This is a genomic window from Georgenia wangjunii (genome assembly GCF_036421975.1).
Taxonomy (GTDB): Bacteria; Actinomycetota; Actinomycetes; order Actinomycetales; family Actinomycetaceae; genus Georgenia_A; species Georgenia_A wangjunii.
Genome location: NZ_JAZGON010000006.1, coordinates 1 through 25,089 on the forward strand (window position 1 = coordinate 1; position 25,089 = coordinate 25,089).

General features: G+C 73.8%; 23 protein-coding genes and 1 other RNA gene. 22 read left to right on the forward strand and 2 right to left on the reverse strand.

Going from position 1 to position 25,089, the window contains the following annotated elements:
• Positions 1 to 176: 176 nt before the first annotated feature.
• The 9 genes from prfB (at position 177) to ssrA (ending at position 9,272) form a co-directional block, all read left to right on the forward strand.
• On the forward strand, positions 177 to 1,295 hold the full coding sequence (gene prfB / locus V2J63_RS10125) for a peptide chain release factor 2 (RefSeq protein WP_331230918.1): 1,119 nt from the start codon (positions 177 to 179) through the stop codon (positions 1,293 to 1,295).
• 129 nt (positions 1,296 to 1,424) lie between these two features.
• Positions 1,425 to 2,114 carry a cell division ATP-binding protein FtsE gene (gene ftsE, locus V2J63_RS10130; protein WP_331230919.1) on the forward strand — a complete coding sequence of 230 codons (690 nt, stop codon included), beginning with the start codon at positions 1,425 to 1,427 and terminating at the stop codon, positions 2,112 to 2,114.
• Positions 2,115 to 2,123: 9 nt separating this feature from the next.
• On the forward strand, positions 2,124 to 3,038 hold the full coding sequence (ftsX, locus tag V2J63_RS10135; protein WP_331230920.1) for a permease-like cell division protein FtsX: 915 nt from the start codon (positions 2,124 to 2,126) through the stop codon (positions 3,036 to 3,038).
• Between the two features lie 8 nt (positions 3,039 to 3,046).
• Positions 3,047 to 4,501, forward strand: a complete 1,455-nt coding sequence (locus V2J63_RS10140) for a peptidoglycan DD-metalloendopeptidase family protein (RefSeq protein WP_331230921.1) — start codon at positions 3,047 to 3,049, stop codon at positions 4,499 to 4,501.
• A 135-nt stretch (positions 4,502 to 4,636) separates the two neighbouring features.
• A complete protein-coding gene (gene smpB, locus V2J63_RS10145) occupies positions 4,637 to 5,161 on the forward strand; it encodes an SsrA-binding protein SmpB (RefSeq protein ID WP_331230922.1) in 525 nt (174 codons plus the stop codon).
• A 4-nt stretch (positions 5,162 to 5,165) separates the two neighbouring features.
• Complete coding sequence (locus V2J63_RS10150) at positions 5,166 to 7,106, forward strand: DUF2207 domain-containing protein (RefSeq protein WP_331230923.1); 1,941 nt, start codon at positions 5,166 to 5,168, stop codon at positions 7,104 to 7,106.
• 120 nt (positions 7,107 to 7,226) lie between these two features.
• The gene (locus V2J63_RS10155; protein ID WP_331230924.1) at positions 7,227 to 7,652 is read left to right on the forward strand and encodes a hypothetical protein; all 426 of its coding nucleotides are present in this window, start codon (positions 7,227 to 7,229) and stop codon (positions 7,650 to 7,652) included.
• A gap of 130 nt (positions 7,653 to 7,782) precedes the next feature.
• Entirely contained in the window at positions 7,783 to 8,832 is a 1,050-nt protein-coding gene (locus V2J63_RS10160; protein WP_331230925.1) for an LLM class flavin-dependent oxidoreductase, read from the forward strand.
• A gap of 69 nt (positions 8,833 to 8,901) precedes the next feature.
• Positions 8,902 to 9,272, forward strand: a transfer-messenger RNA (tmRNA) gene (ssrA, locus tag V2J63_RS10165).
• A 157-nt stretch (positions 9,273 to 9,429) separates the two neighbouring features.
• On the opposite strand, the gene V2J63_RS10170 is transcribed toward ssrA, so the two are convergent.
• Entirely contained in the window at positions 9,430 to 10,311 is an 882-nt protein-coding gene (locus V2J63_RS10170) for an alpha/beta fold hydrolase (RefSeq protein WP_331230926.1), read from the reverse strand.
• A 340-nt stretch (positions 10,312 to 10,651) separates the two neighbouring features.
• Between V2J63_RS10170 and V2J63_RS10175 the strand changes: the two genes are divergently transcribed.
• The 6 genes from V2J63_RS10175 to V2J63_RS10200 all read left to right on the forward strand — a co-directional run bounded on the left by V2J63_RS10175 (position 10,652) and on the right by V2J63_RS10200 (position 17,368).
• The gene (locus tag V2J63_RS10175) at positions 10,652 to 11,878 is read left to right on the forward strand and encodes a cation:proton antiporter domain-containing protein (protein WP_331230927.1); all 1,227 of its coding nucleotides are present in this window, start codon (positions 10,652 to 10,654) and stop codon (positions 11,876 to 11,878) included.
• Between the two features lie 93 nt (positions 11,879 to 11,971).
• Positions 11,972 to 13,006: a threonine aldolase family protein gene (locus V2J63_RS10180; RefSeq protein WP_331230928.1), complete on the forward strand. Its 1,035-nt coding sequence runs from the start codon at positions 11,972 to 11,974 to the stop codon at positions 13,004 to 13,006.
• Positions 13,007 to 13,253: 247 nt separating this feature from the next.
• Positions 13,254 to 14,201: a CAP domain-containing protein gene (locus V2J63_RS10185; protein ID WP_331230929.1), complete on the forward strand. Its 948-nt coding sequence runs from the start codon at positions 13,254 to 13,256 to the stop codon at positions 14,199 to 14,201.
• An 84-nt stretch (positions 14,202 to 14,285) separates the two neighbouring features.
• A complete protein-coding gene (locus V2J63_RS10190; protein WP_331230930.1) occupies positions 14,286 to 15,410 on the forward strand; it encodes an ABC transporter ATP-binding protein in 1,125 nt (374 codons plus the stop codon).
• Positions 15,407 to 16,399 carry a hypothetical protein gene (locus V2J63_RS10195; protein ID WP_331230931.1) on the forward strand — a complete coding sequence of 331 codons (993 nt, stop codon included), beginning with the start codon at positions 15,407 to 15,409 and terminating at the stop codon, positions 16,397 to 16,399. Before V2J63_RS10190 ends, V2J63_RS10195 begins: the two co-directional genes overlap by 4 nt.
• 117 nt (positions 16,400 to 16,516) lie before the next feature.
• Positions 16,517 to 17,368, forward strand: a complete 852-nt coding sequence (locus V2J63_RS10200) for a DUF72 domain-containing protein (RefSeq protein WP_331230932.1) — start codon at positions 16,517 to 16,519, stop codon at positions 17,366 to 17,368.
• 54 nt (positions 17,369 to 17,422) lie between these two features.
• Here the strand turns inward: V2J63_RS10200 and V2J63_RS10205 are convergent, their stop codons facing one another.
• Entirely contained in the window at positions 17,423 to 18,418 is a 996-nt protein-coding gene (locus V2J63_RS10205; protein ID WP_331230933.1) for an aldo/keto reductase, read from the reverse strand.
• A 194-nt stretch (positions 18,419 to 18,612) separates the two neighbouring features.
• Here V2J63_RS10205 and V2J63_RS10210 point away from each other — a divergent pair, with 194 nt between their 5' ends.
• From V2J63_RS10210 to V2J63_RS10240, 7 genes are all read left to right on the forward strand, one after another.
• Complete coding sequence (locus V2J63_RS10210) at positions 18,613 to 18,900, forward strand: GNAT family N-acetyltransferase (protein ID WP_331230934.1); 288 nt, start codon at positions 18,613 to 18,615, stop codon at positions 18,898 to 18,900.
• Positions 18,901 to 19,078: 178 nt separating this feature from the next.
• Complete coding sequence (locus tag V2J63_RS10215; RefSeq protein ID WP_331230935.1) at positions 19,079 to 19,363, forward strand: HU family DNA-binding protein; 285 nt, start codon at positions 19,079 to 19,081, stop codon at positions 19,361 to 19,363.
• Between the two features lie 95 nt (positions 19,364 to 19,458).
• Positions 19,459 to 20,226: an ABC transporter ATP-binding protein gene (locus tag V2J63_RS10220; protein ID WP_331230936.1), complete on the forward strand. Its 768-nt coding sequence runs from the start codon at positions 19,459 to 19,461 to the stop codon at positions 20,224 to 20,226.
• Complete coding sequence (locus V2J63_RS10225) at positions 20,202 to 21,821, forward strand: NACHT domain-containing protein (RefSeq protein WP_331230937.1); 1,620 nt, start codon at positions 20,202 to 20,204, stop codon at positions 21,819 to 21,821. The genes V2J63_RS10220 and V2J63_RS10225 overlap by 25 nt, the downstream gene beginning before the upstream one ends.
• A 103-nt stretch (positions 21,822 to 21,924) precedes the next feature.
• On the forward strand, positions 21,925 to 22,710 hold the full coding sequence (gene nagB, locus V2J63_RS10230) for a glucosamine-6-phosphate deaminase (protein ID WP_331230938.1): 786 nt from the start codon (positions 21,925 to 21,927) through the stop codon (positions 22,708 to 22,710).
• A gap of 95 nt (positions 22,711 to 22,805) precedes the next feature.
• Positions 22,806 to 23,168, forward strand: coding sequence for a DUF3039 domain-containing protein (locus V2J63_RS10235; RefSeq protein WP_331230939.1), 363 nt, complete (start codon positions 22,806 to 22,808; stop codon positions 23,166 to 23,168).
• Positions 23,165 to 25,000, forward strand: a complete 1,836-nt coding sequence (locus V2J63_RS10240) for a DEAD/DEAH box helicase (RefSeq protein WP_331230940.1) — start codon at positions 23,165 to 23,167, stop codon at positions 24,998 to 25,000. The genes V2J63_RS10235 and V2J63_RS10240 overlap by 4 nt, the downstream gene beginning before the upstream one ends.
• Positions 25,001 to 25,089 lie beyond the last annotated feature (89 nt).

Below are 25,089 nucleotides of genomic sequence, written 5' to 3' on the forward strand. Positions count from 1 at the left end.
CTCAGCATCGAGAGATACCCCGACTCCTGGCGCTTCGTCAGACCCAACGGCCAGACCTTCGCCACCACCCAGACCCACAACCAACCCATGCTCGTCTAGCCCGACGGGCGCGCGCCACGGCGGTCCCGGTCTGCGCCGCAGCACTGGAGCTGGCCTATCGCGTAGCCTGCTATCCCGTGGCCACCGACTATTCCTCCGCGATTCACGACCTCCGCGGCACCCTCCAGTCCATCCGCGCGGTCACCGACCCCGATGCGCTGCGCGCCCAGATCGCCGAGCTGTCGGAGAAGGCCGCTGCCCCAGACCTCTGGGACGACCAGGATGCCGCCCAGGCGGTGACGAGCGAGCTCTCGTACGCGCAGTCCGAGCTAGAGCGCATCGAGTCGATGGGCCGCCGGATCGACGACCTCGAGGCGCTCGTCGAGCTGGGCTCTGAGGAGGCCGACGAGGCGACCATGGCCGAGGCCGAGGCCGAGCTGGCCGTCATCCGCAAGTCCCTCGGCGAGCTCGAGGTGCGCACGCTGCTCGCGGGGGAGTACGACCAGCGCGAGGCCGTCGTCACGATCCGTGCGGGAGCCGGTGGCGTCGACGCCGCCGACTTCGCCGAGATGCTCCTGCGCATGTACCTGCGTTGGGCGGAGCGCCACGGCTACCCAACCCAGGTGCTCGACACGTCCTACGCCGAGGAGGCGGGGCTGAAGTCCGCGACCTTCGAGGTCAAGGTCCCCTACGCCTACGGCACGCTCTCCGTCGAGGCCGGCACCCACCGCCTCGTCCGGATCTCGCCGTTCGACAACCAGGGACGGCGCCAGACGTCGTTCGTGGCCGTCGAAGTCATCCCGCTCATCGAGCAGACGGACCACGTGGAGATCCCGGACACCGAGATCAAGGTCGACGTCTTCCGCTCCTCGGGCCCGGGCGGGCAGAGCGTCAACACCACCGACTCCGCGGTGCGGATGACCCACATCCCCACCGGCATCGTCGTGTCGATGCAGAACGAGAAGTCGCAGATCCAGAACCGCGCTGCCGCCCTGCGCGTCCTGCAGTCCCGCCTCCTCCTCCGGCGCCAGCAGGAGGAGAGCGCGACCAAGAAGGCGATGGCGGGTGACGTCAAGGCGAGCTGGGGCGACCAGATGCGCTCCTACGTCCTCCAGCCGTACCAGATGGTCAAGGACCTGCGCACCGAGCACGAGCAGGGCAACCCGTCCGCGGTCTTCGACGGCGAGATCGACGACTTCATCGAGGCAGGCATCCGCTGGCGCCGCCAGCAGCAGGACCTCCCGCAGGACGTCTGATCCCCGCCCGGGCGCACGCGCGGCCCGCGGGGCGGCGTGTCCTCCCCGTTTCCGTGGCGCCGGGTGCTTACAGTCCGTGACGGCCAGAGATTTCCTTCCCCCGTCTCCGAGACTGGCCGGTGCGAGCTAGTGATCCGATTCGAGAACGTCTCCAAGGTCTATGCGCGAGGCGCCCGCCCCGCGCTCGACCAGGTGAGCATGGAGGTCGAGCGCGGCGAGTTCGTCTTCCTCGTCGGTGCCTCGGGCTCGGGCAAGTCGACCTTCCTGCGCCTCGTCCTGCGCGAGGAGCGCCCCACGTCGGGCCAGGTCATCGCGCTTGGCCGCGACGTCTCGAAGGTCTCGCAGTGGAAGGTCCCGATGCTGCGCCGCCAGATCGGCACGGTGTTCCAGGACTTCCGGCTGCTGCCGAACAAGAATGTCTTCGACAACGTCGCTATCGCGCTGCAGGTCATCGGCAAGCCGCGCCACCACATCCTCACGACCGTCCCCGAGACCCTCGAGATGGTCGGCCTGGCGGGCAAGGAACGCCGGCTCCCGCACGAGCTCTCCGGCGGTGAGCAGCAGCGCGTGGCCATCGCCCGCGCCTTCGTCAACCGCCCGGCGATCCTCCTCGCGGACGAGCCCACCGGGAACCTCGACCCCAAGACCTCGATCGGCATCATGCGCCTGCTCGACCGCATCAACCGCACCGGCACGACCATCGTCATGGCCACCCACGACGACGAGATCGTCGACCAGATGCGCAAGCGCGTCGTCGAGCTGGAGGACGGCCGCACCGTCCGCGACCAGTCCCGTGGCGTCTACGGCGCGGCGAGGTAGGGGGCCGGCATGCGCGCACGCTTCGTCCTCTCCCAGCTGGCCTCCGGGCTCCGGCGCAACGTCGCCATGACCATCTCGGTCGTCCTCGTCACCTTCGTCTCGCTCACCTTCGTCGGCGCCGCCGTCCTGCTGCAGATGCAGATCGGCAACATGAAGAACGACTGGTACGACCGCGTCGAGGTCTCGGTCTTCATGTGCCCGCAGGACTCGGCGGTCCCCACGTGCGCCGGCGGGGAGGTGAGCGAGGAGCAGCTCACCGAGGTGGAGGACCTCCTCGAGTCCGCCGCCCTCGCCCCGTACGTCGAGGAGGTCTACTTCGAGACGAAGGAGGAGGCCTACGAGTCGTTCCAGGAGCAGATGCCGGACACGGTGTGGGCCCAGTCCCTCACCCCTGACCAGATGCAGGTCTCCTACCGGATCAAGCTCGTCGACCCCGAGCAGTACCAGGTGGTTGCCGACGAGCTGACGGGCCGGGCCGGCGTCGAGGAGGTCGTCGACCAGCGCGCGCTCCTCGAGCCGCTCTTCCTCATCCTCAACCGCGCGACTCTCCTCGCGGTGGGCCTCGCCGCGGTCATGACGGTCACGGCTGTCCTCCTCATCACGACGACCATCCGCCTCTCGGCGATGAGCCGGCGCCGTGAGACGTCGATCATGCGACTCGTCGGTGCCTCGAACTTCTTCATCCAGCTCCCATTCATGCTCGAGGGTGCCCTCGCCGCGCTCGCGGGGTCGCTCCTCGCCGTCGGTGGCCTGTGGTTCGGCGCCCGGTACCTGCTCGAGGACTGGCTCGCCCAGGAGTTCATGTGGGTGCAGTTCGTCGGCACCGGTGAGGTCCTTCTCATCGCCCCGGCCCTCATGGCCGCGGGCATCGCCCTCGCCGGCGTGAGCTCGCTCGTCACCCTGCGTCGATACACGAAGGTCTGAGACCCCCTGTGAGAGACACCGCCCGTCCCGACCGCCGCCGCGGCCTCGCGCGCGCGCTCGTCGGCGCCGTCCTCGCCCTCGGGCTGCTCGGCGGCGCCGGGGTCGCGCACGCGGACGACAAGGCTGAGCTCGAGCGCCAGCGGCAGGAGAACGCCGAGCAGCGCGAGCGCCTCGCCTCGGAGCTCGAGGGGACGGACGCCCAGCTCGCCGAGACCTACCTCGCTCTTCAGGAGGCGACCGACCGGCTGCCCATCGCGGAGGCGGAGCTCGCCCAGGCCGAGGAGGCCCTGGCCGCCGCGCAGCGCACCCAGCAGTCCGTGGCTGACCGGCTCGCCGTGGCCGAGGCGGAGCAGGAGACGCTCGCCACCCAGCTCGCGGAGGGGGACGCCCAGATCGAGGCGACCCGTTCCTCCCTCGGTGAGCTGGCTCGCAGCACGTACCGCGGAGGGAACTCTCTCAGCGGGCTGTCCGTCGTCCTCAGCGCGACGTCGAGCGCGGACTTCGTCGAGCAGTACGCCGTCGTCGACACCGCGGCGCGCACCCAGACCCAGGTCCTCGACGACCTCGAGACCATCACCGCGGTCAACCGCAACCGGCAGCTGCGCCAGGACGCCGTGGCGGAGCGCGTCACCGAGCTCAAGGCCCAGGCCGACGCCGCGGTGACCGCGGCCGACGACGCACGCGCGGCCGCCGCGGCCCGACAGGCGGAGATCGTGCAGATCAAGGCCGACAAGGCGGCACTCGCCTCGCAGCTCGAGGTTGCCCGCGACCAGCTCGACGCCAGCCTCGAGGCGGCGCAGGCCGATGACGCCCGTCTCGAGGCCCGCATCCAGGAGATCGTCGCCGAGGAGGCCCGCAAGGAGGCCGAGCGCATCGCCCGCGAGCAGGCGGCGCGCGAGGCAGCGGCACGCGAGCAGGCGGCTCGGGAGGAGCGCGAGCGGATCGCCCGGCAGGAGGCCGCGGCGAACAACCGCCCCGCGCCGGCTCCCGCTCCTGCCCCCGCCCCCGCCCCGGCTCCCGCACCCCCGCCCGCGAACGGTGGCGGTGGCGCCGCCCTCGGGACCCCCGTCCCGCAGCCCGTCTACGTCACGTCGCCCTATGGCTACCGGATCCACCCGCTCGCGGGGTACCGGTGGATGCACGACGGCGTCGACCTGCGCTCGGCGTGCGGCAACCCGCAGTACGCCTCGGCGTCGGGCACCGTCACGGACACGCGACCCGCCGCCGGGAACGCCTCGCACGGCAACCAGGTGCTCATCAACCACGGCACGATCGGCGGTAGCAGCTACGTGACGGTGTACAACCACCTCACGCGTTTCGCCGTCAGCGCCGGCCAGCAGGTGAGCAAGGGCCAGGTCATCGGGTACACGGGTGCCACCGGCAACGTCACCGGCTGCCACGTCCACTTCGAGGTGTGGAGGAACGGCGCGACGATCGACCCCATGACCCTGCCCGGCTTCTGACCGGTCGAGCGCTGCCCGACCCGGCCCCGCACTCGATGGCGGCGACGGCGCCCGTCCGCCTGACCTAGGCTGGACGGCGGACGCGGCCGGACGGCGGCGTCGGTAGCGATGCGGACGAGACGAGGGGATGGTCCGGTGGCCGGCACCAGCACGACCGGTGGGAAGAAGCCCACCCCGGCTGAGCGCGCCAAGGAGGAGGCGGACCGGCGCACCGTCGTCGCCCGCAACAAGAAGGCGCGCCACGACTACCACATCGACGCCACGTACGAGGCGGGCATCTCCCTCACCGGCACCGAGGTGAAGTCGCTGCGCGCCGGCCGCGCGTCCCTCGTCGACGGCTGGGTCGAGATCGACCGCGGCGAGGCCTGGCTCCAGGGCGTCCACATCCCCGAGTACACCCAGGGCACGTGGACGAACCACCCGGTCCGCCGCAAGCGCAAGCTCCTCCTCCACCGCGAGGAGATCGACAAGCTCGCCGGGAAGTCCCGCGAGAAGGGGCACACGATCGTCCCCCTCGAGCTGTACTTCATCCGCGGCCGCGCGAAGGTGCTCGTCGCTCTCGCCCGAGGCAAGCGCGAGTACGACAAGCGCCAGACGCTTCGCGAGCAGCAGGACAACCGCGAGGCGCAGCGTGCCATGAGCCTGCGGCTCAACCGCTGAGGTCGTGACGCCCGCCGTCGGCCGCGGAGCCGGACGAGCCCGGCGCCATCGTGCCGCCCTGCTCGCGCTCTCCGGCGCGGTGCTCCTCGTCCTCGTGCCGGCGCTCCTCCTGCCCGGCGGCGCGCTGCCCGCGGCCCGGGCGGACGCCGGCGACGACTGGGCCGTCACCCGCTACGCCCTGGACGGAGAGCTCGCAGCCGACGGGGGCGTCATGGACGTGGTCCTCGACCTCGACCTCGACTTCGGCGACGAGGAGGGCCACGGGCCCTACCTCACCCTCCCCGAGCGCCAGGAGATCCCCGGCGACCCCGACCGCTACCGGACCTTCGACATCAGCGACGTGAGCGCGACGAGTCCGAGCGGCGCGCCCGCCGACGTCGAGACCGAGTCCGAGTCGGGGATGCTCGTCGTCCGGGTCGGGGACGAGGACGTCGAGGTCTCGGGCGTCCACTCCTACCGGATCAGCTACCGGGTGAGCGGCCTCGTCAACCCGGGCGTCGTCGGCACCGACGAGCTGTACTGGAACGTCATCGGTCCCGGGTGGGAGGTGCCGCTGCGGGACGTCTCCGTCGCGCTCTCCGGCCCGGCCGATGTCATCGCCGCCACGTGCTACGCCGGTGGCGCCGGCAGCACGACCCCGTGCGACGGCTCCGACCCCGCCGGACCCGGGGCGACCTTCCGCCAGGACGAGCTCGAGCCGGGCGAGCGCCTCACCGTCGTCGCGTCGTGGCCCGAGGGGACGTTCACCGGTGCGGAGCCGGCGTACGCCCCGCGGCGCACCTTCGCCAACAGCATGGGCGCGGACACCGTCACGGGGTCCGTCGCGGCGGGCGTGACGCTGCTCGGCTCCGTCGTCGCCGTCCGCATCGCGACGCGGCGGGGCCGCGACCAGGCCTACCTCGGGCTCACCCCGGGGACGGAGCCGCTCCCGGGCGAGCCCGCCCGGGTTGGGCGGGCCCCCAAGGTGCCGGTCGCCGTGCGCTTCACCCCGCCCGACGGCGTGCGCCCCGGCGAGATCGGCACCCTCACCGACGAGCGCGCGGACCCCCACGACGTCGCGGCGACCCTCATCGACCTCGCCGTCCGCGGCTACCTCCGGATCGAGGAGGCGGGTCCGGCGGACGACGGCGCTGCGCCGGCGGGTCCGCGCGCCACTGCCACGCCCGCCACGGCCGAGCGTGCCGCGGCCGAGCCCCCGTCGGACTGGCGGCTCGTGCGGCTTCCGGCCCCGGCCGGCGACCCGCTCGTGCCGTACGAGGAGGTGCTCCTCGACCAGCTCTTCGGGACCGGCGACGCCGTCTTGCTCTCCGACCTGGGGGAGGTGCTCGCCCCCGTCATGGCGGCGGTCCAGCGCGCCCTCTACCGCACGGTCACCGACGCCGGGTGGTTCACGGCCGACCCGAGCGCGGTGCGCTCCCGCTGGGCCGGCATCGGCGGGATCATCCTCGGGGTGGGCGCCGTCGCCGCCGTCGTCCTCGTCATCGCCGGACTGGGGGTGCTCGGCATCCCGCTGCTCGTCCTCGGCGCCCTCGTCCTCGGCCTCAGCGCCGTGGCACCCGCACGTACCGCCCCCGGCACCGCTGTGCTCGCGCAGGCGCTGGGGTTCAAGCGGTACCTCGAGACAGCGGAGGCGAACCAGATCCGCTTCGAGGAGGGCGAGGACGTCTTCTCCCGATACCTGCCCTACGCCGTCGCCTTCGGCGTCGCCGACCGGTGGGCCTCGATCTTCGCCGACCTGGCCGCGCAGGGGCGGCCCGTGCCGGAGCCCACCTGGTACGTCGGCACCGGCGCGCTGTGGGCGTCCTCGACCACGTTCGGCTCCTCCGTCGGTGCGTTCGCGACATCGGCGACGACCGCCGCCACCCCCGGGTCCGGCGGGGCCTCGGGCTCGAGCGGCGGCTTCGCCGGGGGCGGCGTCGGCGGGGGCGGTGGCGGGGGCTGGTGACCCCGGCCGGCGTCATCGAGCCCGCCCCGCGCCCCCTGCGCCGCCTGCGCGAGGTACCCGGCGCCTCCTGGACGTAGATTGGCAGCTGTCCCGCGTCGGATCGTCACCAGGAGGAACCCCATGGGCCTGCCCATCAAGCTTCGTCACGTCCCCGGCCGCGCCGCCGCGGGCGCCTTCATCCTCAACTCCGGGCTCGGCAAGCGTGAGCTCGACGCCGAGTCCGCGGCAGGGCTCCAGTCGATGGCCGCCAACGCCTTCCCCCAGCTCGGCGAGATGGACCCCAAGGACTTCGGCAAGCTCATCTCGACGGGGGAAACCGCCCTCGGGGCGGCCCTCCTCCTGCCGGTCGTGCCGTCGTGGCTCGCCGGGCTCGGGCTCACGGGCTTCTCCGCGGCGCTCCTGCGGATGTACCTGCGCACGCCGGGCATGACGGAGGCCGACGGCATACGCCCCACCCAGGCGGGGACGGGCATCGCCAAGGACGTCTTCATGCTCGGGATCGGGCTCGGCCTCGTCGTCGACGCCCTCACCTCGAAGCGCCGGTAGCCGCCGGCACGAGCGCCGGTAGCCGCCGGGAGCGCCGGCAACCGCCGGCACGAGCTCCGGTCGTCACCGGCGCAGGCCCGGGGAGACCGCGCGCGCGGAATAGGACTGAGCTCCATGCGTTTGCATAAGCATGCAGCTTGGCTTCTACACCTTCGGTGACCTCGACCTCCGCCCCGGCGCGCCCCGCGTCTCGCCCGGGCAGCGCGTGCGCGACGTGCTCGAACGCGCGCGCCTCGCCGAGGAGGTGGGGCTCGACTACGTGGGCATCGGCGAGCACCACCGCCCGGACTACTCGATCTCCGCGCCCGCGATCGTCATCTCCGCCGCGCTCGCGCAGACCGAGCGGATCCACGTGGGCTCCGCCGTCACCGTCCTCTCGACGGAGGACCCGGTCCGGGTGTTCCAGCAGTTCGCGACGATGGACCAGTTCTCGGGCGGGCGGGTCGAGCTCATGGCCGGCCGCGGGTCCTTCATCGAGTCGTTCCCGCTGTTCGGGGCGCGCCTTGAGGACTACGACGAGCTGTACGAGGAGAAGCTCGCGCTCCTCCTCGCGCTCGACGCCGGGAACCCCGTCACATGGTCGGGCCGGTTCCGGCCCGCGCTGCGCGACGCGCGCATCCTTCCGCGGCCGACCGACAAGCCCGGGATCGGCGAGCACCTGCGCATCGAGATCGCCACGGGCGGGTCGCCCGCCTCGGCCGTGCGGGCCGGCCGGCTGGGGCTGCCCGTCAACTTCGCGGTCATCGGGGGCGAGGGCCGTCGCTTCGCGCCGCTCGTCGAGTACTACCGCGAGGCGTGGCGCGAGGCCGGTCACCCCGGCACGGGCCGGGTCACCGTCTCCGGCCCCGGCTTCCTCGCCGACGACGCCGCCGGCGCCCGCGACTTCCTCTACCCCTACTTCGCGGCGAACATGGCCCAGATCGCCGCCGAGCGCGGGTTCGCCGCCCCCAACCGCATCTCCTACGAGGCGCAGTCGGGCCGGCACGGCGCGTTCTTCATCGGGAGCCCCGAGGTCGTCGCCGAGAAGCTCGTCACGCTGCACCGCACGCTCGGGCACGACAGGCACCTCCTTCAGATGGACTACGCCGGCGTGCCCCAACGCGAGTCGCTGCGTGCCATCGAGCTGCTCGGCACGCAGGTGAAGCCGCTCGTCGACGCCGAGCTCGGTCGCGCGGAATAGAGATGCCCGGGGCGCGGTTGAGGACGTAGGATGGACCCGCTGGCTCGCGCCGGCGGTACAACTGCACAGGGGGATGATCGGTTTCGACGACGGATGTCGTTCCAGGGGAAGCGGGCCGAGGATGCAGAGTCATCTCGTCAACGCTCTCTGCAAACCAATAGGTGCCGATTCCAATCGCACCGACTTCGCCCTCGCCGCCTGAGCGAGTAGCGAAGTCCGTCAGCCCGGGCTAGCTCTCGTCCCGGTGTCCTGGCGTCATCTAGAGAGCCACTGCTCGCAGCCTTAGTCACCGGGGCTGCGGGGACTTCAAATGGTGACTGGGCCCGTCAGCATCTTGTCTGCGTGATTGCTGGGGCCGAGAAAAGCTACTGCAGAATGCGCCCGGAGAAGCCCTGTTCGTTCACCGTCGGACGCGGGTTCGATTCCCGCCATCTCCACAGCTCGTGGCCTGCCTCGCGCAGGCCACCGGTCGCCCCGTGACGAAGGCCGCCTCCCCGGAGGCGGCCTTCGTCATGCCCGGGGCCGGGTGGCCTCGAGTGTGTCAACCCTTGCCAGGTTCTCGGCGAGGGCCATCCCTCGCCGGGTACCGCGGGTGGGTCATCCCTCGCCGAGCACCTCCCGCAGGCGTGCGGCGAAGGCCTCGGGCTGCCCCGTCTGGCCGAACTCACCCCCGAGGAACCCGCCGTGGTTGCTCGGGAAGACGGTCAGCTCCTGCCCGAGAGCCTCCGCCAGCGCGGCGCTCGCCCGCCACGTGAGGATCCCCTTGCTCTCGATGCCGGCGGCGAGCACGACGCGTGGGGTCCCGTCCCGGAGGGCCGAGACGTCGGGGGTGTACGCGGTGATCGCGTCCGCTACACCCGACAGCAGGGGGTCGTCGCGGGTGCCGTCGTCGTCGGACGGCATGCCGAACGTGCCCGGGGCCGGGATGTCGTTCCCGAACTCCGCAGTGAGCTCGCCTTGCCACGACGTGAGGGCGATGAACGCAGCCATGCCCCACCCCCAGCCCCGCTCCCGGTAGATCTCCCCGACGCGGCGCCCGGCGGCGAGGGCATGCTCGGCGTCGGGCAGGACGGAGAGCATCGGGGGCTCGTGCGCGACGACGGTGCGGACGTCGTCCGGCCACGTCGCCTTAAGGCACAGCGCGGTGACGGCGCCCCCGCTGCTGCCGAAGAGATCCACCGGCCCGGCGCCGAGCGCACCGATGAGCCGGTGGAGGTCGTCGGCCTGCTGCTCGGGGGTCTGTGCGTCGCTGCCGTCGCTCCGGGTGCTGCGCCCGAGGCCCCGCGGGTCGTAGGTCACGACGGTCCGGTCGGGGAAGAACGAGGCGAGCGTGCCGAAGCCGCTCGCATCCATCGGCTGGCCGATGAGGAGGATCGGGGGGCTGCCGTCGGCCGTCGGCAACGGGCCGCGCACGTCGTAGGTCAGCGTCGCCCCCGGCACGTCGAGGGTGCGGGTGTCGGTGGTGGTCGTCGTCGGCATCTCGCCACTCCAGTGTCGGTCGGTGCATCGCGCGAGCGCGGCGCGCCCGTCCTCCCTACCGACCGCCCGGGGCGCCGGAACTCATCGGGTGTGCGAGACGGCGGTGGCGGCGACGGCGCGTCGGCAGCGGGTCCGGGCGACGCTGCCCGAGGTGCACGAGCTCACCACCGCCCGTCTCGCGGACCTCCGACGGTCCCGGGCCGGCGTCGGCCTCCTCCGGGTCAATGCACCGGGCGTCGCCTGGCGGGCCGGCCGCCGGGGGGCACATCGCAGCTCTGCCCCACCCTCGCCGTTGCCACCTCGCCGAGGCACGGTGCTGCGAGGTCTGGGCCGAGCGGGCATGGTGCTCGTCATGGATGTCCTCCTCGTCGTCGTCGGCGTGCTCGGGGTGCTCGTCGCAACGCTGTCCGCCCGACTCGAACGCCTTCCGCTGTCCGAGCCGCTCATCGGACTCATCGCCGGCGTGCTCGCGGGCCCGGCAGTGCTCGGCGTGCTGCCCTGGCACACCGGCTCCCTCACGGCCGCACCGCTGCACGAGGCGGCCCGGCTGCTCCTCGCGGTCTCCGTCATGGCGGTCGCCCTGCGCTTCCCCTTCGGTCAGCTGCGCTCCGTCGCCAGCCCCGTCGCCCTGCTCCTCGCCGTTGCCATGCCGCTCATGGCGGCCGTGACGGCGGGTCTCGCCGGGCTCGTGCTCGGCACGACGGTCGCGGGCGCCCTGCTGGTCGGGGCCGCGCTCACGCCGACGGACCCGGTGCTGTCCTCGAACGTCGTCACCGGCGCGCCCGCGGAGGAGGACATACCGGCCCGGGTCCGGCGCATCCTCTCCATCGAGTCCGGCGCCAACGACGGGTTGGCGCTCCCGCTGGTGCTCGTCGCGGTTGCCGTCGCCGGACCGCTCACCGCCGGCGCGGTCGCGGCCGAGATTGCGTGGCAGGTCCTCGGCGCGGTCGTCGTGGGTGTCGTGCTGGGTGCCGTGGGTGGCTGGGGGCTCCGGCAGGGGGAGGCCCACGGCGCGACCGAGCCCGCCCCCGCGCTGCTCTTCACGCTTCTCCTCGCGCTCGGCGTCCTCGGCGTGTGCGGGGTGCTCGGCGTGAGCGGCGTCCTCGGCGTGTTCGTCGCGGGACTGGCGTTCAACCGGGTCTCGACGGGACCCGAGCGGGCGGGGGAGGAACCGATCGACGACGCGGTCAACCGCTTCGCCGTCCTGCCGCTCTTCGTCATGCTCGGCGGGATCCTGCCCTGGCGGGAGTGGGCGGAGATGGGATGGCGGGGGATCGTCTTCGCCGTCGCGGTCCTCCTCGTGCGCCGGGTGCCGGCAGTCCTGCTCCTGCGCCGGCCGCTCCGGCTCACCCTCCCGGACGCGATGTACCTCGGGTGGTTCGGTCCCATCGGTGTCGCGGCGCTCCTCTACCTCACGATGGAGGCGGACCGGCTCGCCATGGATCCTCGGCTGCTCGCCGCCGGCGCCCTCGTCGTCGCTCTGTCCACGGTGGTCCACGGGATCAGCGCCACGCCCGGTCGGGCCCTGTACCGCCGAGCGACCCGACGGGCGAGCGTCGACGCGTGAGCGGTGCGACGCCGCGAGGGTCGTCGCCGCGCCCCCTCACGACCGCGGCTACGCTCGCCGGGTGACACGCCGCTGCGCCCCCTGGAGCCACGCATGACCGCCTCGCCAGCCCGCGGGTTCTGGAGCGACAACGCCTCGGGCGTCCACCCCGAGGTCATGGCAGCCCTCGTGGCGGCCGACGACGCCCACGCCCCCGCGTACGGTGCCGACCGCTGGACCGCCGTCCTCGCGGAGCTCGCCGAGGAGACCTTCGGCCCGGGCGCCCGGATCTTCCCCGTCCTCAACGGCACCGGGGCCAACGTCGTGGGCCTTCAGGCCCTCGTGCGCCGCTGGGAGTCCGTCGTCACGAGCGCCCGCGCCCACGTCGTCACCGACGAGAGCACGGCGCCGCAGCTCGTCGGCGGCCTCACCGTCCGCGCGCTGCCGACAGCCGACGGCACGCTCGCCGCGGACGACGTCGCCGCGGTCCTCGCGGCCCACGACGGGTCCGTCCACCACGCCCGGCCCGCCGCCGTCAGCCTCACGCAGAGCACCGAGCTCGGCACCATCTACACCGCCGCCGAGCTCGCGGCCATCGCCGCCGTCACCCACGCGCACGACGCACGGCTCCACGTCGACGGCGCCCGCATCGCCAACGCGGCCGTGCGGCTCGGCCTCGGGCTGGGCGAGGCCACGGCCGGCGTCGACGTGCTCTCCTTCGGCGGCACGAAGAACGGCCTCCTCCTGGGGGACGCCGTCGTCGTCCGCGACCCCGACCTCGCCGACGCCGTCGCGCACCTGCGCAAGGCGAGCGCGCAGCTCGCCTCCAAGGCGCGTTTCGTGTCCGCCCAGCTCGCGGCGCTCCTGACGGACGACCTGTGGCGCCGCAACGCCCAGCACGCCAACGATGCCGCCGACCTCCTCGCCGCCCGGCTGGGGGCCGAGCTCGGAATCGACCCCGTCTACCCGGTCGAGGCCAACGCCGTCTTCATCCCGGTGCCGCCCGAGCGCCTCCCCGCCGTCGTCGCGCAGGCGCCGGTCCTCACGTGGGACGCGGAGCAGGGTGTCGTCCGGGCGGTCGCGTCCTTCGACACGACCGACGACGACGTCGCCCGGCTCGTCGAGACCCTCGCGCGCATCCTCGGCTGACCCGCACGCCGGTCCGCTGGCCGTGCGATGAGCCACACTCCGTGATCAAAACGTGACTTCCCGACCGGGCGGTGGTTACGCTCGGACGGATCCGCGGCCCCCTCCGCCGTGGGCCCTCGGGCAGATCCCCTCCCTGCCGCTGCCCCGAGGCTCGGTTGATCCGAAAGACGGCAAGGACGAGGAGAGTCCGGACGGCGCACTCAGCGCCCCGCGGACGGTGCCCTCGGGGATGTCGGAGAGGCTGCCCGTGACAGCACCCTGGTCACCCCGCGACCATGACGTCGACCGTCGCGACCCCGCCCGCACGGCCCTCGATCGCACCCGCTCCACCCTCGACCGCGCCCGCGCGGCCGTCGCCGCATGGCCTCGCCGGCGCACGGCCGTCCTCTCGTCCGCGCTCGCGCTCACGCTCGCCGGTGGCCTCGCCGTCGCCGCGACGATCACGCCGGACGACCGGGTCGACGAGGCCGCGCTCGCCGCGATCAGTCTCGAGGCGACCCCCGAGCGCACCGAGGACCCCGTCGTCGTCCCGGACGACGCCGAGTGGACGCTCGACGCCACGGACGCCGACGCCTCGGTGGCCAAGGCCGACGTCCCCACCATCCGTGAGGCGCACGCCGCCAGCCGCGCAGCCGAGCGCCAGGCGCTCGCCGAGGCGGCCGACGCGGCCGCGCGCGCGGAGGCAGAGGCGCAGGCCGCGCAGCGCCCCGCGGCCCGGAGCGGTGCCGCAGCACAGGACGGTGCCCCCGCGCAGAGCAGCGAGCCCGCCCAGCGCAGCGCCCCCGAGCAGGCTCCGGCCGTCAACGCCGCCGCGGGCTCGGAGCGTGGCGCGCTCACCGCGATGCTCAACAACTACCGCGCGCAGAACGGGCTGCACACGCTCGCGCGGGACCCGCAGCTCGACCAGGTCGCACAGAACTGGGCCCGGTGGATGGCCTCGAACCAGGTGCTCCAGCACAACCCGAACAACGGGACCGAGGCCGGCGCCGGCTGGACGGTGAGCGAGAACATCGTCCGCAACACCGGCGGTGCCTCGATGTCCCCCGATGCAATCGTGTCCTGGATGTTCGGGTGGTGGCAGAACTCCTCGGTCCACCGCGACAACATGCTCAACGCGAGGCACACTCACGTCGGTATCGGCTACGTCATGGGCCCCGGCGGCCCGTACGCCGTCCAGCTCTTCGGCAGCCGCTGACCGGCGGTTCGGCACCGCTCGCTGGGGTTCCTCGCTAGCCTCGACCCTGGCCGCCACCCCCGGCGCCGGACGCCGAGGAGGCACATGAGCGCCCTGGCCATCGAGACGCACGCGCTGCGCAAGACGTACGGCAGCCACGTCGCCGTCCACGGCCTCGACCTCCACGTGCCGGCCGGCGGAGTCCACGGCTTCCTCGGCCCCAACGGGTCCGGCAAGACGACGTCGATCCGCATGCTCCTCGGCCTGGTTCGCGCGGACTCGGGCACGATGCGCATCTTCGGTCACGAGGTCCCGGCCGAGCTGCCGACGGTCATCGGGCGGGTCGGCGCCATCGTCGAGTCGCCGAAGTTCTTCCCGACCTTCAGCGCCCGGACGAACCTCGGCCTCCTCGCCGAGGCGATCGGGGCACCCCGGTCCCGAGTGGAGGAGGTCCTCGACGAGACGGGGCTGCGCGCCCGTGCCGCCGACCGCTACGCCGGCTTCTCGCTCGGCATGAAGCAGCGCCTGGCCATCGCCGCGACGCTGCTCAAGGCGCCGGACCTGCTCATCTTCGACGAGCCGACGAACGGGCTCGACCCCGCGGGCATCCGCGACATCCGCGAGACGATGCGCCGGCTCGGCGACGCCGGGCGCACGGTCCTCGTCAGCAGCCACATCCTCGCCGAGGTGGGCCAGGTGGCGGACACGGTCTCGATCATCGGCCGTGGGCGGCTCCTCGCCTCGGGCACCGTCGCCGACGTCATCGGCACCCGCGCGACGACGCAGGTGCGCCTGGGCATCGACGACCCCGAGTCCGCGCGGGCGGTCCTCGTCGCCGCTGGCCTCGACGTGCGCACCGAGGCCGGCATGCTCCACGTGAGCGGCGAGCCGGACCCCGCCCGGATCACGTACCTCCTCGCGCGCAGCGAGCTCTACGTCAACGAGCTCGCGCCCGTGCGCGCCGACCTCGAGTCCGTCTTCCTCGACCTCACCCGCGGCGAGGGCCTGGCCGGCGGTGACGGCGGAATCGACTACGGGGACCCGGACGCCGGCGGCGCGCGTCGGCGGCGGGGCGGGCGGCCGAAACCGTCGCGGGGGAGGCCTCGGGCGCTCGCGGCAGGCGCGGCAGACGCCGCAGACGCCGCAGGCGCGGCAGACGCCGCAGGCGCGCCGGGCGCGTCGGGCGCCGCAGGTCCGGCGCCGCGCAGCGACGAGGGGGAGCAGCGGTGAGCCGGCTCGTCAGGGTCGAGCTGCGCCGGCTCTTCGCGCGCCGGTTCGTCCTCGCCCTCATGCTCGGGAGCCTCGCCGTCCCCGTGCTCCTGCTCGTCTCGGCGTGGCAGTCGGTGCAGCCGCCGACGCCGGCGGCCGTCGCCGAGGCGGAGCGCTTCTACGCCGAGGCGGTGGCCATGTGGGAGGCGGACGGCGAGGAGATGCTCGCTCAGTGCGAGGCGGACGAGGAGGCGGAGCGCGCCCGCAGCGGCGCGGACGTCGACTTCGGCTGCGAGTTCATGGGACCGCCGCAGCGCAGCGACTTCCTCTTCTCGGCCCCGCCCTTCCACGAGGTCATGCAGACCTCTCTGCTCTCGCTGACCCCGCTCGCCGGCTTCCTCGGCGTCCTCGTCGGGGCGACGGCGACCGCGGCGGAGTTCTCGACGGGCTCGATGGGCACGTGGCTGACCTTCGAGCCGCGCCGGATGCGTGTCTACGCGAGCAAGGTCCTCGCCCCCGGCCTCGGGGTCGTGCCCGTCGCCGTCGTCATCCTCGCGCTCGCGCTCCTCGGGTCCTGGGTGATCTACGGGACGCAGGACCTCGCCGGAGGCACCCTCGCGCACCACTGGCGTGACGCGGCGTGGACGGGGGCGCGCCTGGTCGTGCTCGCCGGCGGGGCGGCGGTCGTCGGCGCCGCGCTGGGGTTCCTCCTGCGGCACGTCGCCGCCGTGCTCGGCGTCGTCATCGCCTACGGCGTCGTGGCCGAGGGCCTCGGCCGCGGGCTCCTGCCGCAGGTCCAGCCCTACCTCGTGCTCGTCAACGTCACCGCGTGGGCGGCGGACGGCACGACGTACTACGTCGAGGAGTGCACGACGACGTCACTCGGCATGACGTGCGACTACACGGACCAGGTCCTCACCCTCGCCCAGAGCGCGGGCTACCTCGCCGCGCTCACCGTCTTGCTCGTCGGCGCCGGGGCGTTCCTCTTCCACCGGCGCGACGTCACCTGAGCCACCGCGTCCGCATCGCCGTCAGGGGACGGTGGCGACGGGCGATCACTCACCCGACGACGATCACGACGTGGTTCCGCGAGGCCGTCGAGGGCGCCACCGGCTAGGGTCCGGCGGATGGCGCGCGTCTTCATCGGCATCTCGGGGTGGCGGTACGCCGGCTGGCGCGGGACGTTCTACCCCGCGGGGCTCGTCCAGCGGCGCGAGCTCGAGTACGCCGCCGGGCGGCTCGCCTCGATCGAGGTCAACGGCTCGTTCTACTCCCTCCAGCGCCCCGAGAGCTACCGCGCCTGGTACGCCCAGACGCCGCCCGGGTTCGTCTTCTCGGTCAAGGGCGGGCGCTTCATCACGCACATGAAGAAGCTCGTCGGCGTCGAGACGGCGCTCGCCAACTTCTTCGCCTCGGGCGTCCTTGCCCTCGAGGACAAGCTCGGCCCCGTCCTGTGGCAGCTGCCGCCGGTGCTGGGCTTCGACCCCGAGCGCCTCGCCGCGTTCTTCCGCCTCCTTCCGCGCAGCACCGGCGCGGCCGCGCGGCTCGCCCAGGGCCACGACGAGCGGGTCGAGGGGCGCGCGTGGACGAGCGTCGAGGTGGACCGCCCGCTGCGGCACGCCCTCGAGGTCCGCCACGAGTCCTACCGCGACCCGGCGTTCCTCGACCTCCTGCGTGCCCACGACATCGGGTTCGTCGTCGCCGACACGGCCGGGCGCTGGCCGCTCCTGCGGGAGCGCACGAGCGACGTCGTCTACGTCCGCCTCCACGGGGCGGAGGAGCTCTACGTCAGCGGCTACTCGGGCGCTGCCCTCGACGCGTGGGCCGCCGACGTGCGCGGCTGGCACGCCGGCGGCGCCGACGTCTACGTCTACTTCGACAACGACGCCAAGGTCCACGCGCCCTTCGACGCGCTCGCGCTCACCGAGCGGCTCGCGGACATCGCGGTGCCCGCCCGGCCCGGGCCGGGCGTCCCGTGAGCGGAGACCGCGGCGCGGGCCGCGGCGGCCGGGGGTGCCGGCCGCCGCGGTGGGTCACCAGCGCTCGTGGACCTGCGCGCGGATCCGCTCGTCGTAGAGGCGCTCGAGCGCCTCGAGGAGCTCGCCGGACAGGGGCTCGATCGCCCCGACCGCGGCGTTGGCGCGGGCCTGCTCGGCGTTGCGCGCGCCGGGGATGACGGAGGTGACGCCGGGCTGGTCGATGACCCAGCGCAGAGCGACCTGCGCCGGCGTCGCGCCGGCGGGCCCGAGGCGGGCGGCGAGCTCGGCGAACTCCGCCGCGGCGTCGACCCCGGTCTCGTAGTCGACGCCCGAGAACGTCTCGCCGACGTCGAACGCCTCGCCGTGGCGGTTGAAGCTGCGGTGGTCCGTCTCCGCGAAGCGCGTCTCGCGGGTGTAGCGCCCGGAGAGCAGGCCCGAGGCGAGCGGGACGCGCGCGATGATGGCGGTGCTCGTCTCCTGGGCGCGGGGCAGGACCTCCTCGAGCGGCTTGCGCCGGAAGGCGTTGAGGATGATCTGGACGCTCGCGAGGTTCGGTCGCTCCATGGCGCGCAGCGCCTGCTCGGAGGTCTCGACGCTCACGCCGTACGCGGCCACGCGCCCCTCGGCGACGATCGTCTCGAGGGCGTCGTAGACGGCGTCGTCGGAGAAGACCGGCCCGGGCGGGCAGTGGAGCTGGACGAGGTCGAGGCGGTCCGTGCCGAGGTTGCGGCGCGAGCGGTCGGTCCACTCGCGGAACGCGTCGAGGGTGTAGTTCTCGGGGACCTGCTCGACCCGCCGGCCCATCTTCGTCGCCACCGTCACGCCCGTACCCGGGTTGTCCCGCAGGAACGAGCCGATGAAGGACTCGCTGCGCCCGTCGCCGTAGACGTCGGCGGTGTCGAAGAACGTGACTCCGGCCTCGACGGCGGCCTCGAGGACGCCGCGCGCCTCGCCCTCGTCCACGGACCCCCAGTCCGCGCCCAGCTGCCAGGTCCCCAGGCCGACGGCGGACACGGTGCGTCCCGTGCTCCCCAGTGTGCGTGACTCCATCATCAACTCCTGTCGATCGTGCGTGTCCGCACAGGTTCCCACGGGGCCCGCGGTGGCTGCAGCGCGGGCGGGGGGCAGCCTCCCGCCGGGCGGGGCCGCCCGGCGTCTGCCCGGCCCGGCCGCGCCTGCCCAGGACGGCAGCGTCACCGGCGGCTAGCGTCGGTGGTCCCCGGACGACGAGCGACGGAGACGCCATGGACGCACAGGTGAGGAACAACATCGAGGCCCAGCAGGTCGAGGCTGTCCTGGACGGGGAGGTCGTCGGGGTCGCCGCGTACACGGTCGCCGACGGCGTCATGACGTTCACGCACACCGAGGTCGACCTCGAGATAGAGGACAACGGGATCGGCTCCGCGCTCGCGCGGGCGGGCCTCGACGACGCCCGCGAGCGCGGTCTCACGGTCGTCCCGCAGTGCAGCTTCATCGCCGGCTGGATCGACCGGCACCCTGAGTACGCGGACCTCACCCGTGGCACCGAGTAGGCGCCCGCACGGACGAAGGTTCGACGACGTGCGTCGAAGAACACCCTTCCCGAGCGCATAATCCGCAGAGACACGCCGAAAATGCGGCGGGTTGGGGCGACACCGCGGCCACAGACGCCGTAGTGTCGGGCCAGCCGCACCCACGAGGGTGCGTGTGCCGATCGATGAGAGGGATTTCATGTCCGTCAACCGCACCGAGCTCGTCGCCGCCGTGGCCGAGCGCTCCTCGCTCACCAAGTCCCAGGCCGACGCCGCTCTGTCGGCCCTGCAGGACGTCCTGGTCGACTCGCTCAGCAAGGGTGAGACCGTCAAGGTCACCGGTCTGCTCGCCGTCGAGCGTGTCGAGCGCGCCGCGCGCACCGGCCGCAACCCCCGCACCGGCGAGGAGATCCAGATCCCCGCCGGCTTCGGCGTCAAGATCTCCGCCGGCAGCGCCCTCAAGAAGGCCGTCTCCAACAAGTAAGCACACCCGCGCACGCGGGGCGGGCACGGCGCCAGACGTCCTGCCCGCCCCGCGCGGCGGTTCTGCCGCCGCGGCTCGGCTACGCTCGGGCAGCGATGAGTGAGATCCCCGCCCTCCACCTCTGGGGCCTCCACAAGAGGTTCGGCCCCAAGGTCGCGGTCGCCCAGCTGAGCCTGGCCATCCCCGCCGGATCGTTCTTCGGCATCGTCGGCCCCAACGGGGCGGGCAAGACGACGTCCCTCAACATGGCCACCGGTCTGTTGCGCCCCGACGCCGGGACCGCCTACGTCCACGGCGTCGACGTCTGGGCCGAGCCCGCCCTCGCCAAGCCCGACCTCGGCGTCCTGCCCGACGGCGTGCGGCTCTTCGACCGCCTCACGGGCCTCGAGCTCGTCACGTACGCGGGGCTCCTGCGGGGCATGCCGGCGGAGCGGGCCCGGGCCCACGCCGAGCAGCTCGTCGACGTCCTCGGCCTGCGCGAGGCCGGCGCCACCCTCGTGGCCGACTACTCGGCCGGGATGACGAAGAAGGCGGCGCTCGCGTGCGCGCTCGTCCACGCCCCGCGCGTCCTCGTCCTCGACGAGCCCTTCGAGTCCGTCGACCCCGTCTCGGCCGCCGGGATCCGCGCCATCCTCGAGGACTTCGTCGCCCGGGGCGGGACGGTCGTGCTCTCGAGCCACGTCATGGACCTCGTCCAGCGCCTGTGCACCCACGTCGCGGTGCTCGCCCAGGGGCAGGTCGTCGCGGCCGGGACGATCGCGGACGTGAGCGCGGGGGAGGACCTCGAGACACGGTTCGCCCAGCTCGTCGGCGCCGAGCCCAACCAGGTGGAGCTGTCGTGGTTGCGACCCTCGTCCGGCTGAAGCTGAGGCTGCTCCTCAACTCCTTCCGCCGCGAGGTGTGGCGCGTCGTCGTCCTCGTCCTCGGCGGCCTCTACGGCGTGGCGGTGCTCGCCGTCCTCGTCGCGGGTGCGCTGACGCTCGCCGACGGCGCGGTGGCCACCCGCCAGCTCGTCGCCGTCGGCGCGGGCTCGCTCCTCGTCCTCGGCTGGGCCCTCGTCCCGCTCGTCGCCTTCGGGGTGGACGACACCCTCGACCCGCAGCGGTTCGCGCTCTTCGCCGTGCCCTCCCGCCGGCTCGCCGTCGCGCTCGTCGTCGCGGGTGCCATCGGGATCCCCGGCGTCCTCACCCTCCTCGCCGCGCAGCTGCCGGTGCTCCTGTGGGCGCCCGGGTCCGCGGCGGCCGGTGCCACGGCGGTCCTCGGCGGGGTGCTCGGCGCGCTCACGTGCCTGCTCGTGGCCCGGGTGACGACGACGGCTGCCTCGAGCGGCCTGCGCTCGCGGCGCGGGCGCGACGCCGCCGGGCTCGTCGGGCTCGCCGCGCTGCTCGCGGTCTCCGTCCTGCCCGCCGTCGGCGGCACGCTCGACGTCGCGGCGATCGGGCGCTGGCTGCCGGGTGCCGTCGCGGTCCTCGCCTGGACGCCGCTCGGGGCCCCGTGGGCGGCGCCCGGGGACGTCGCCGACGGCGCACCGCTGCTCGCCCTCGCCCGCCTCGCCGTCAGCGCCGGCGGGGTGGGCCTGCTCGCGTGGGCGTGGACGCGGCTGCTCGCCGCCTCCATGGTCTCCGTGGGGACGGGCCGCCCGCCCGCCCGTGCGGGCCGGGGGCGCGGGCGAGACCTGGCCCCCGTCCTCGCGCGGGTGCTCCGCCTGCCGCTGCCGGCGGCCGCCGTCGCCGCCCGTTCGCTGCGGTACTGGCGCGCGGACCCGCGCTACCTCGGCAACATCGGTGGCATGGCGATCCTGCCGATCCTCGCCGTCGTCTGGTTCTCCACGGACCTCTTCGGTGCCGGGAACCTCTCGTGGGCGCCGCTCGCCGCGGTCCCGGTCTTCGCCGGCTTCGCGGGGTGGACGGCGCACAACGACACCGCGTACGACTCGACCGCTTTCTGGATGCACGTGAGCGCCGGGGTGCGGGGGTGGCACGACCGGCTCGGCCGGGTGGTCGGCGCGGCGGCGTGGATGGTGCCCGCCACCGCCGTCCTCACGCTCGTTCTCGCGGGGTGGAGCGGGCGCTGGGACGTCGTGCCGGCCGCGCTCGGTGCCTCTCTCGGCCTCCTCGGTGCCGGCCTCGCCGTCTCCGCCGTCGCCTCGGGCGTGCTCGTCTACCCCGCGCCGCCCCCGGGGGCGAGCCCCTTCTCGACGACGTCGACCGGCAACGTCGGCATCACGCTCGTCGCGCAGGCGGTCACCTCCGGGGCAGCGTTCCTCCTCTCGCTCCCGGCGCTCGTCACCGCCGTGCTCGCCGTCGCCGTGGCGCCCGCGTGGGGGTGGGCGAGCCTGGCCGTCGGGCTCGTCGGGGGAGCGGGCCTCGTGGCGGCCGGCGTCGTCGTCGGCGGGCGCGCGCTCGACGCGCGGGCGGACCGGCTGCTGACGACGATGCGGGGCTGGCCCAAGCACTGACGGCCCGGCGGTCCGGACGGCCGGGGCGCCCCCGCGCGTTCGTCACTAGGGTTGGGGCAGGCACACGCTCGTGCCGCCCGACGAAGAATGAGGTGCAACCCACGTGGAGGTCGTGATCCAGCCCGGGGCGGAGCAGATCGCCGTCCTGGTCGCTGACGCCATCGAGCGGCTGCTCGCCGAGAAGCCTGACGCCGTCCTCGGCCTGGCGACCGGGTCCAGCCCGCTCGCCGTCTACGACGAGCTGGTGCGGCGCCACGAGGCGGGCCGCATCTCCTTCGCCCGTGCGCGCGCCTTCATGCTCGACGAGTACGTGGGCCTCGGTGCCGAGCACCCGGAGCTGTACCGCAACGTCATCGAGCGCGAGATCGCCGGCCGCGTCGACTTCGCACCCGGCGCGGTCCAGGGCCCGGACGGCCTCGCCGCGGACCTCCCCGGGGCGTGCGCGGCGTACGAGCAGGCCATCGTCGACGCCGGCGGCATCGACCTGCAGATCCTCGGCATCGGCACCGACGGGCACATCGCCTTCAACGAGCCGGGCTCCTCGCTCGCCTCGCGCACGCGGATCAAGACGCTGACGACGCAGACCCGCAAGGACAACGCCCGCTTCTTCGACGACGACGTCGACGCCGTCCCGCAGCACTGCCTCACGCAGGGCCTCGGCACGATCATGGAGGCGCGCCACCTCGTCCTCGTCGCGACGGGCGAGGGCAAGGCCGAGGCGGTCCGCCAGCTCGCCGAGGGGCCCGTCAGCGCCATGTGGCCCGCGACGATCATGCAGCACCACCGGCACGCGACGGTCCTCCTCGACGACGCGTCCGCCTCCCGGCTCGAGCGCGCGAGCTACTACCGCGAGACGTACGCCACCAAGCCGGAGTGGCAGTCCATCTAGGGCACGGCACCCGGGAGGGGCGTGCACCGGCGCGGGTGCGCGACCTCTCCCCACAGGTCGCTGGCGCACGCGCGCCGGGTGCTTAGACTTGGGGCATGAGTTCCCCGCAGCCACCCAGCGCCCCGGCCGAGCCCGGCCACCCGTCCTCGCAGCCGGCGGCGGGAACGAGCGTCCTCGAGCGCGAGGAGCTGCGCGAGGCCGTCGAGCCGGGTGACCACGAGCGGTACGCGCACTACGTGCGCAAGGAGAAGATCGTCTCCTCCGCCATGTCCGGCCAGCCGGTCGTCGCGCTGTGCGGGAAGGTGTGGACGCCGGGCCGCGACCCGAAGAAGTACCCGGTCTGCCCGGCGTGCAAGGCGATCTACGAGGGCATCAACGCCGGTGGTGGCGAGGGCTCCGGCGGCCGGTCCGGCCGCGGTGGCAAGGGCGGCAAGGACTCCTCCGGAAGCGGGGAGTGAGCGCGCCCAACACGCGCAGGCCGCCCACGCCGCCCCACGCGGGCCCGTCCGTCGTCTCGACGGCGGCCGCCGAGCAGCTCTCGCCCGCCTACCCGGCGCGCGCTGCCTGGGGGACGGCGTCGCGCCTGCGTGCCTGGCAGGCCGAGGCCCTGGCGACCTACCTCGAGCGCGACCCGCGTGACTTCCTCACCGTCGCCACCCCCGGCGCCGGCAAGACGACGTTCGCGCTGCGCGTCGCGACGGAGCTCCTCGCGCGCGGCGCCGTCCGCCGCGTCACCGTCGTCACGCCCACCGAGCACCTCAAGCGCCAGTGGGCCGACGCCGCCACGCGGGTGGGCATCCAGCTCGACCCGGCGTTCCGCAACGCCCAGGGCCGCCACGGCGCGGGGTTCGACGGCGTCGCGCTCACGTACGCCCAGGTCGCGGCCAACCCCGCGCTCCACCGGGCGCGGACCGAGGCGGAGCCCACCCTCGTCATCCTCGACGAGATCCACCACGGCGGCGACGCCCTCAGCTGGGGTGACGCCGTGCGGGAGGCGTTCGAGCCGGCCCGCCGGCGGCTCGGCCTCACCGGGACGCCCTTCCGCTCGGACACCGCGGCCATCCCGTTCGTCACGTACGAGCGAGACGCCGACGGGATCCGCCGCTCGAAGGCCGACCACGCGTACGGCTACGCCGACGCCCTGCGCGACGGCGTCGTGCGGCCCGTCATCTTCCTCTCCTACTCGGGCCAGATGCGCTGGCGCACCCGCACCGGGGACGAGATGAGCGCCAACCTCGGCGAGCCGCTGACGAAGGACCTTGTCGCCCAGGCGTGGCGCACGGCGCTCGACCCGACGGGGGACTGGATCCCCGCCGTCCTCGCCGCCGCCGATCGTCGCCTCAGCGAGGTCCGCCGCGCCATGCCCGACGCCGGCGGCCTCGTCATCGCCACCGACCAGACGAAGGCCCGCGCCTACGCCCGCATCCTCAGCGAGGTCTCGGGCGAGCCGGCCGTCGTCGTCCTCTCCGACGACGACGGCGCGTCCGAGCGCATCGAGGAGTTCGCCCGGGGGGACCAGCGCTGGATGGTCGCCGTGCGGATGGTCTCCGAAGGCGTCGACGTGCCGCGCCTCGCGGTGGGCGTGTACGCGACCGCGACGTCGACCCCGCTCTTCTTCGCCCAGGCCGTCGGCCGGTTCGTCCGCGCCCGGCGCCGCGGGGAGACGGCATCCGTCTTCGTCCCGAGCGTGCCGATCCTCCTCGGGCTCGCCGGCGAGCTCGAGGCCCAGCGCGACCACGCCCTCGACCGCGTGCTCACCGCGGAGGAGAAGGGCGCCTTCTTCACGCCGGAGGACGCGGACATGGCGGCCGCCAACCGCGCCGAGAAGGCGAGCGACGACCTCACCCTCCCCGGCTTCGAGGCGCTCGACGCGCAGGCTTCCTTCGACCGGGTCCTCTTCGACGGCGGCGAGTTCGGCGCCGGCGCGGAGCTCGGCTCCTCGGCCGAGGACGACTTCCTCGGCATCCCGGGCCTGCTCGAGCCCGAGCAGGTGACGACGCTCCTGCGCGCCCACCAGGCCGAGCAGATCAAGCAGCAGAAGCGCGAGACGAGCGCCCAGGCCCAGCGCCGCACCAACTCCGGCGTCGAGGACCACCGCCGCCGCGCCGAGCTGCGCAAGGAGCTCTCGACGCTCGTCTCGGCGTGGTCGCGGCGCAGCGGGACGCCCCACGGCGTCGTGCACACCGAGCTGCGCTCGCGGTGTGGCGGGCCCGAGGTCGCGCAGGCGCGCACCGAGGAGATCGAGGCCCGGATCGCCCTCCTGCGCCGGTGGTTCGTCGGCCGCACCTAGCACTCCTTCGCGCGGTGGCGCCCTCACCCGTGGTCGCGCCCACGCCCCTTGTCGTGATCATGCAGAAGCGCCGATGGGGGCGCGGGCGG

Bases quoted from the DNA above. Each gene is read 5' to 3' on its own strand.
- ftsX (WP_331230920.1), top strand. From the start codon at position 2,124: ATGCGCGCACGCTTCGTCCTCTCCCAGCTGGCCTCCGGGCTCCGGCGC.
- V2J63_RS10155 (WP_331230924.1), top strand. From the start codon at position 7,227: ATGGGCCTGCCCATCAAGCTTCGTCACGTCCCCGGCCGCGCCGCCGCG.
- V2J63_RS10160 (WP_331230925.1), top strand. From the start codon at position 7,783: ATGCAGCTTGGCTTCTACACCTTCGGTGACCTCGACCTCCGCCCCGGC.
- V2J63_RS10170 (WP_331230926.1), bottom strand. From the start codon at position 10,311: ATGCCGACGACGACCACCACCGACACCCGCACCCTCGACGTGCCGGGG.
- V2J63_RS10175 (WP_331230927.1), top strand. From the start codon at position 10,652: ATGGTGCTCGTCATGGATGTCCTCCTCGTCGTCGTCGGCGTGCTCGGG.
- V2J63_RS10180 (WP_331230928.1), top strand. From the start codon at position 11,972: ATGACCGCCTCGCCAGCCCGCGGGTTCTGGAGCGACAACGCCTCGGGC.
- V2J63_RS10190 (WP_331230930.1), top strand. From the start codon at position 14,286: ATGAGCGCCCTGGCCATCGAGACGCACGCGCTGCGCAAGACGTACGGC.
- V2J63_RS10200 (WP_331230932.1), top strand. From the start codon at position 16,517: ATGGCGCGCGTCTTCATCGGCATCTCGGGGTGGCGGTACGCCGGCTGG.
- V2J63_RS10205 (WP_331230933.1), bottom strand. From the start codon at position 18,418: ATGGAGTCACGCACACTGGGGAGCACGGGACGCACCGTGTCCGCCGTC.
- V2J63_RS10210 (WP_331230934.1), top strand. From the start codon at position 18,613: ATGGACGCACAGGTGAGGAACAACATCGAGGCCCAGCAGGTCGAGGCT.
- V2J63_RS10215 (WP_331230935.1), top strand. From the start codon at position 19,079: ATGTCCGTCAACCGCACCGAGCTCGTCGCCGCCGTGGCCGAGCGCTCC.
- V2J63_RS10220 (WP_331230936.1), top strand. From the start codon at position 19,459: ATGAGTGAGATCCCCGCCCTCCACCTCTGGGGCCTCCACAAGAGGTTC.
- V2J63_RS10235 (WP_331230939.1), top strand. From the start codon at position 22,806: ATGAGTTCCCCGCAGCCACCCAGCGCCCCGGCCGAGCCCGGCCACCCG.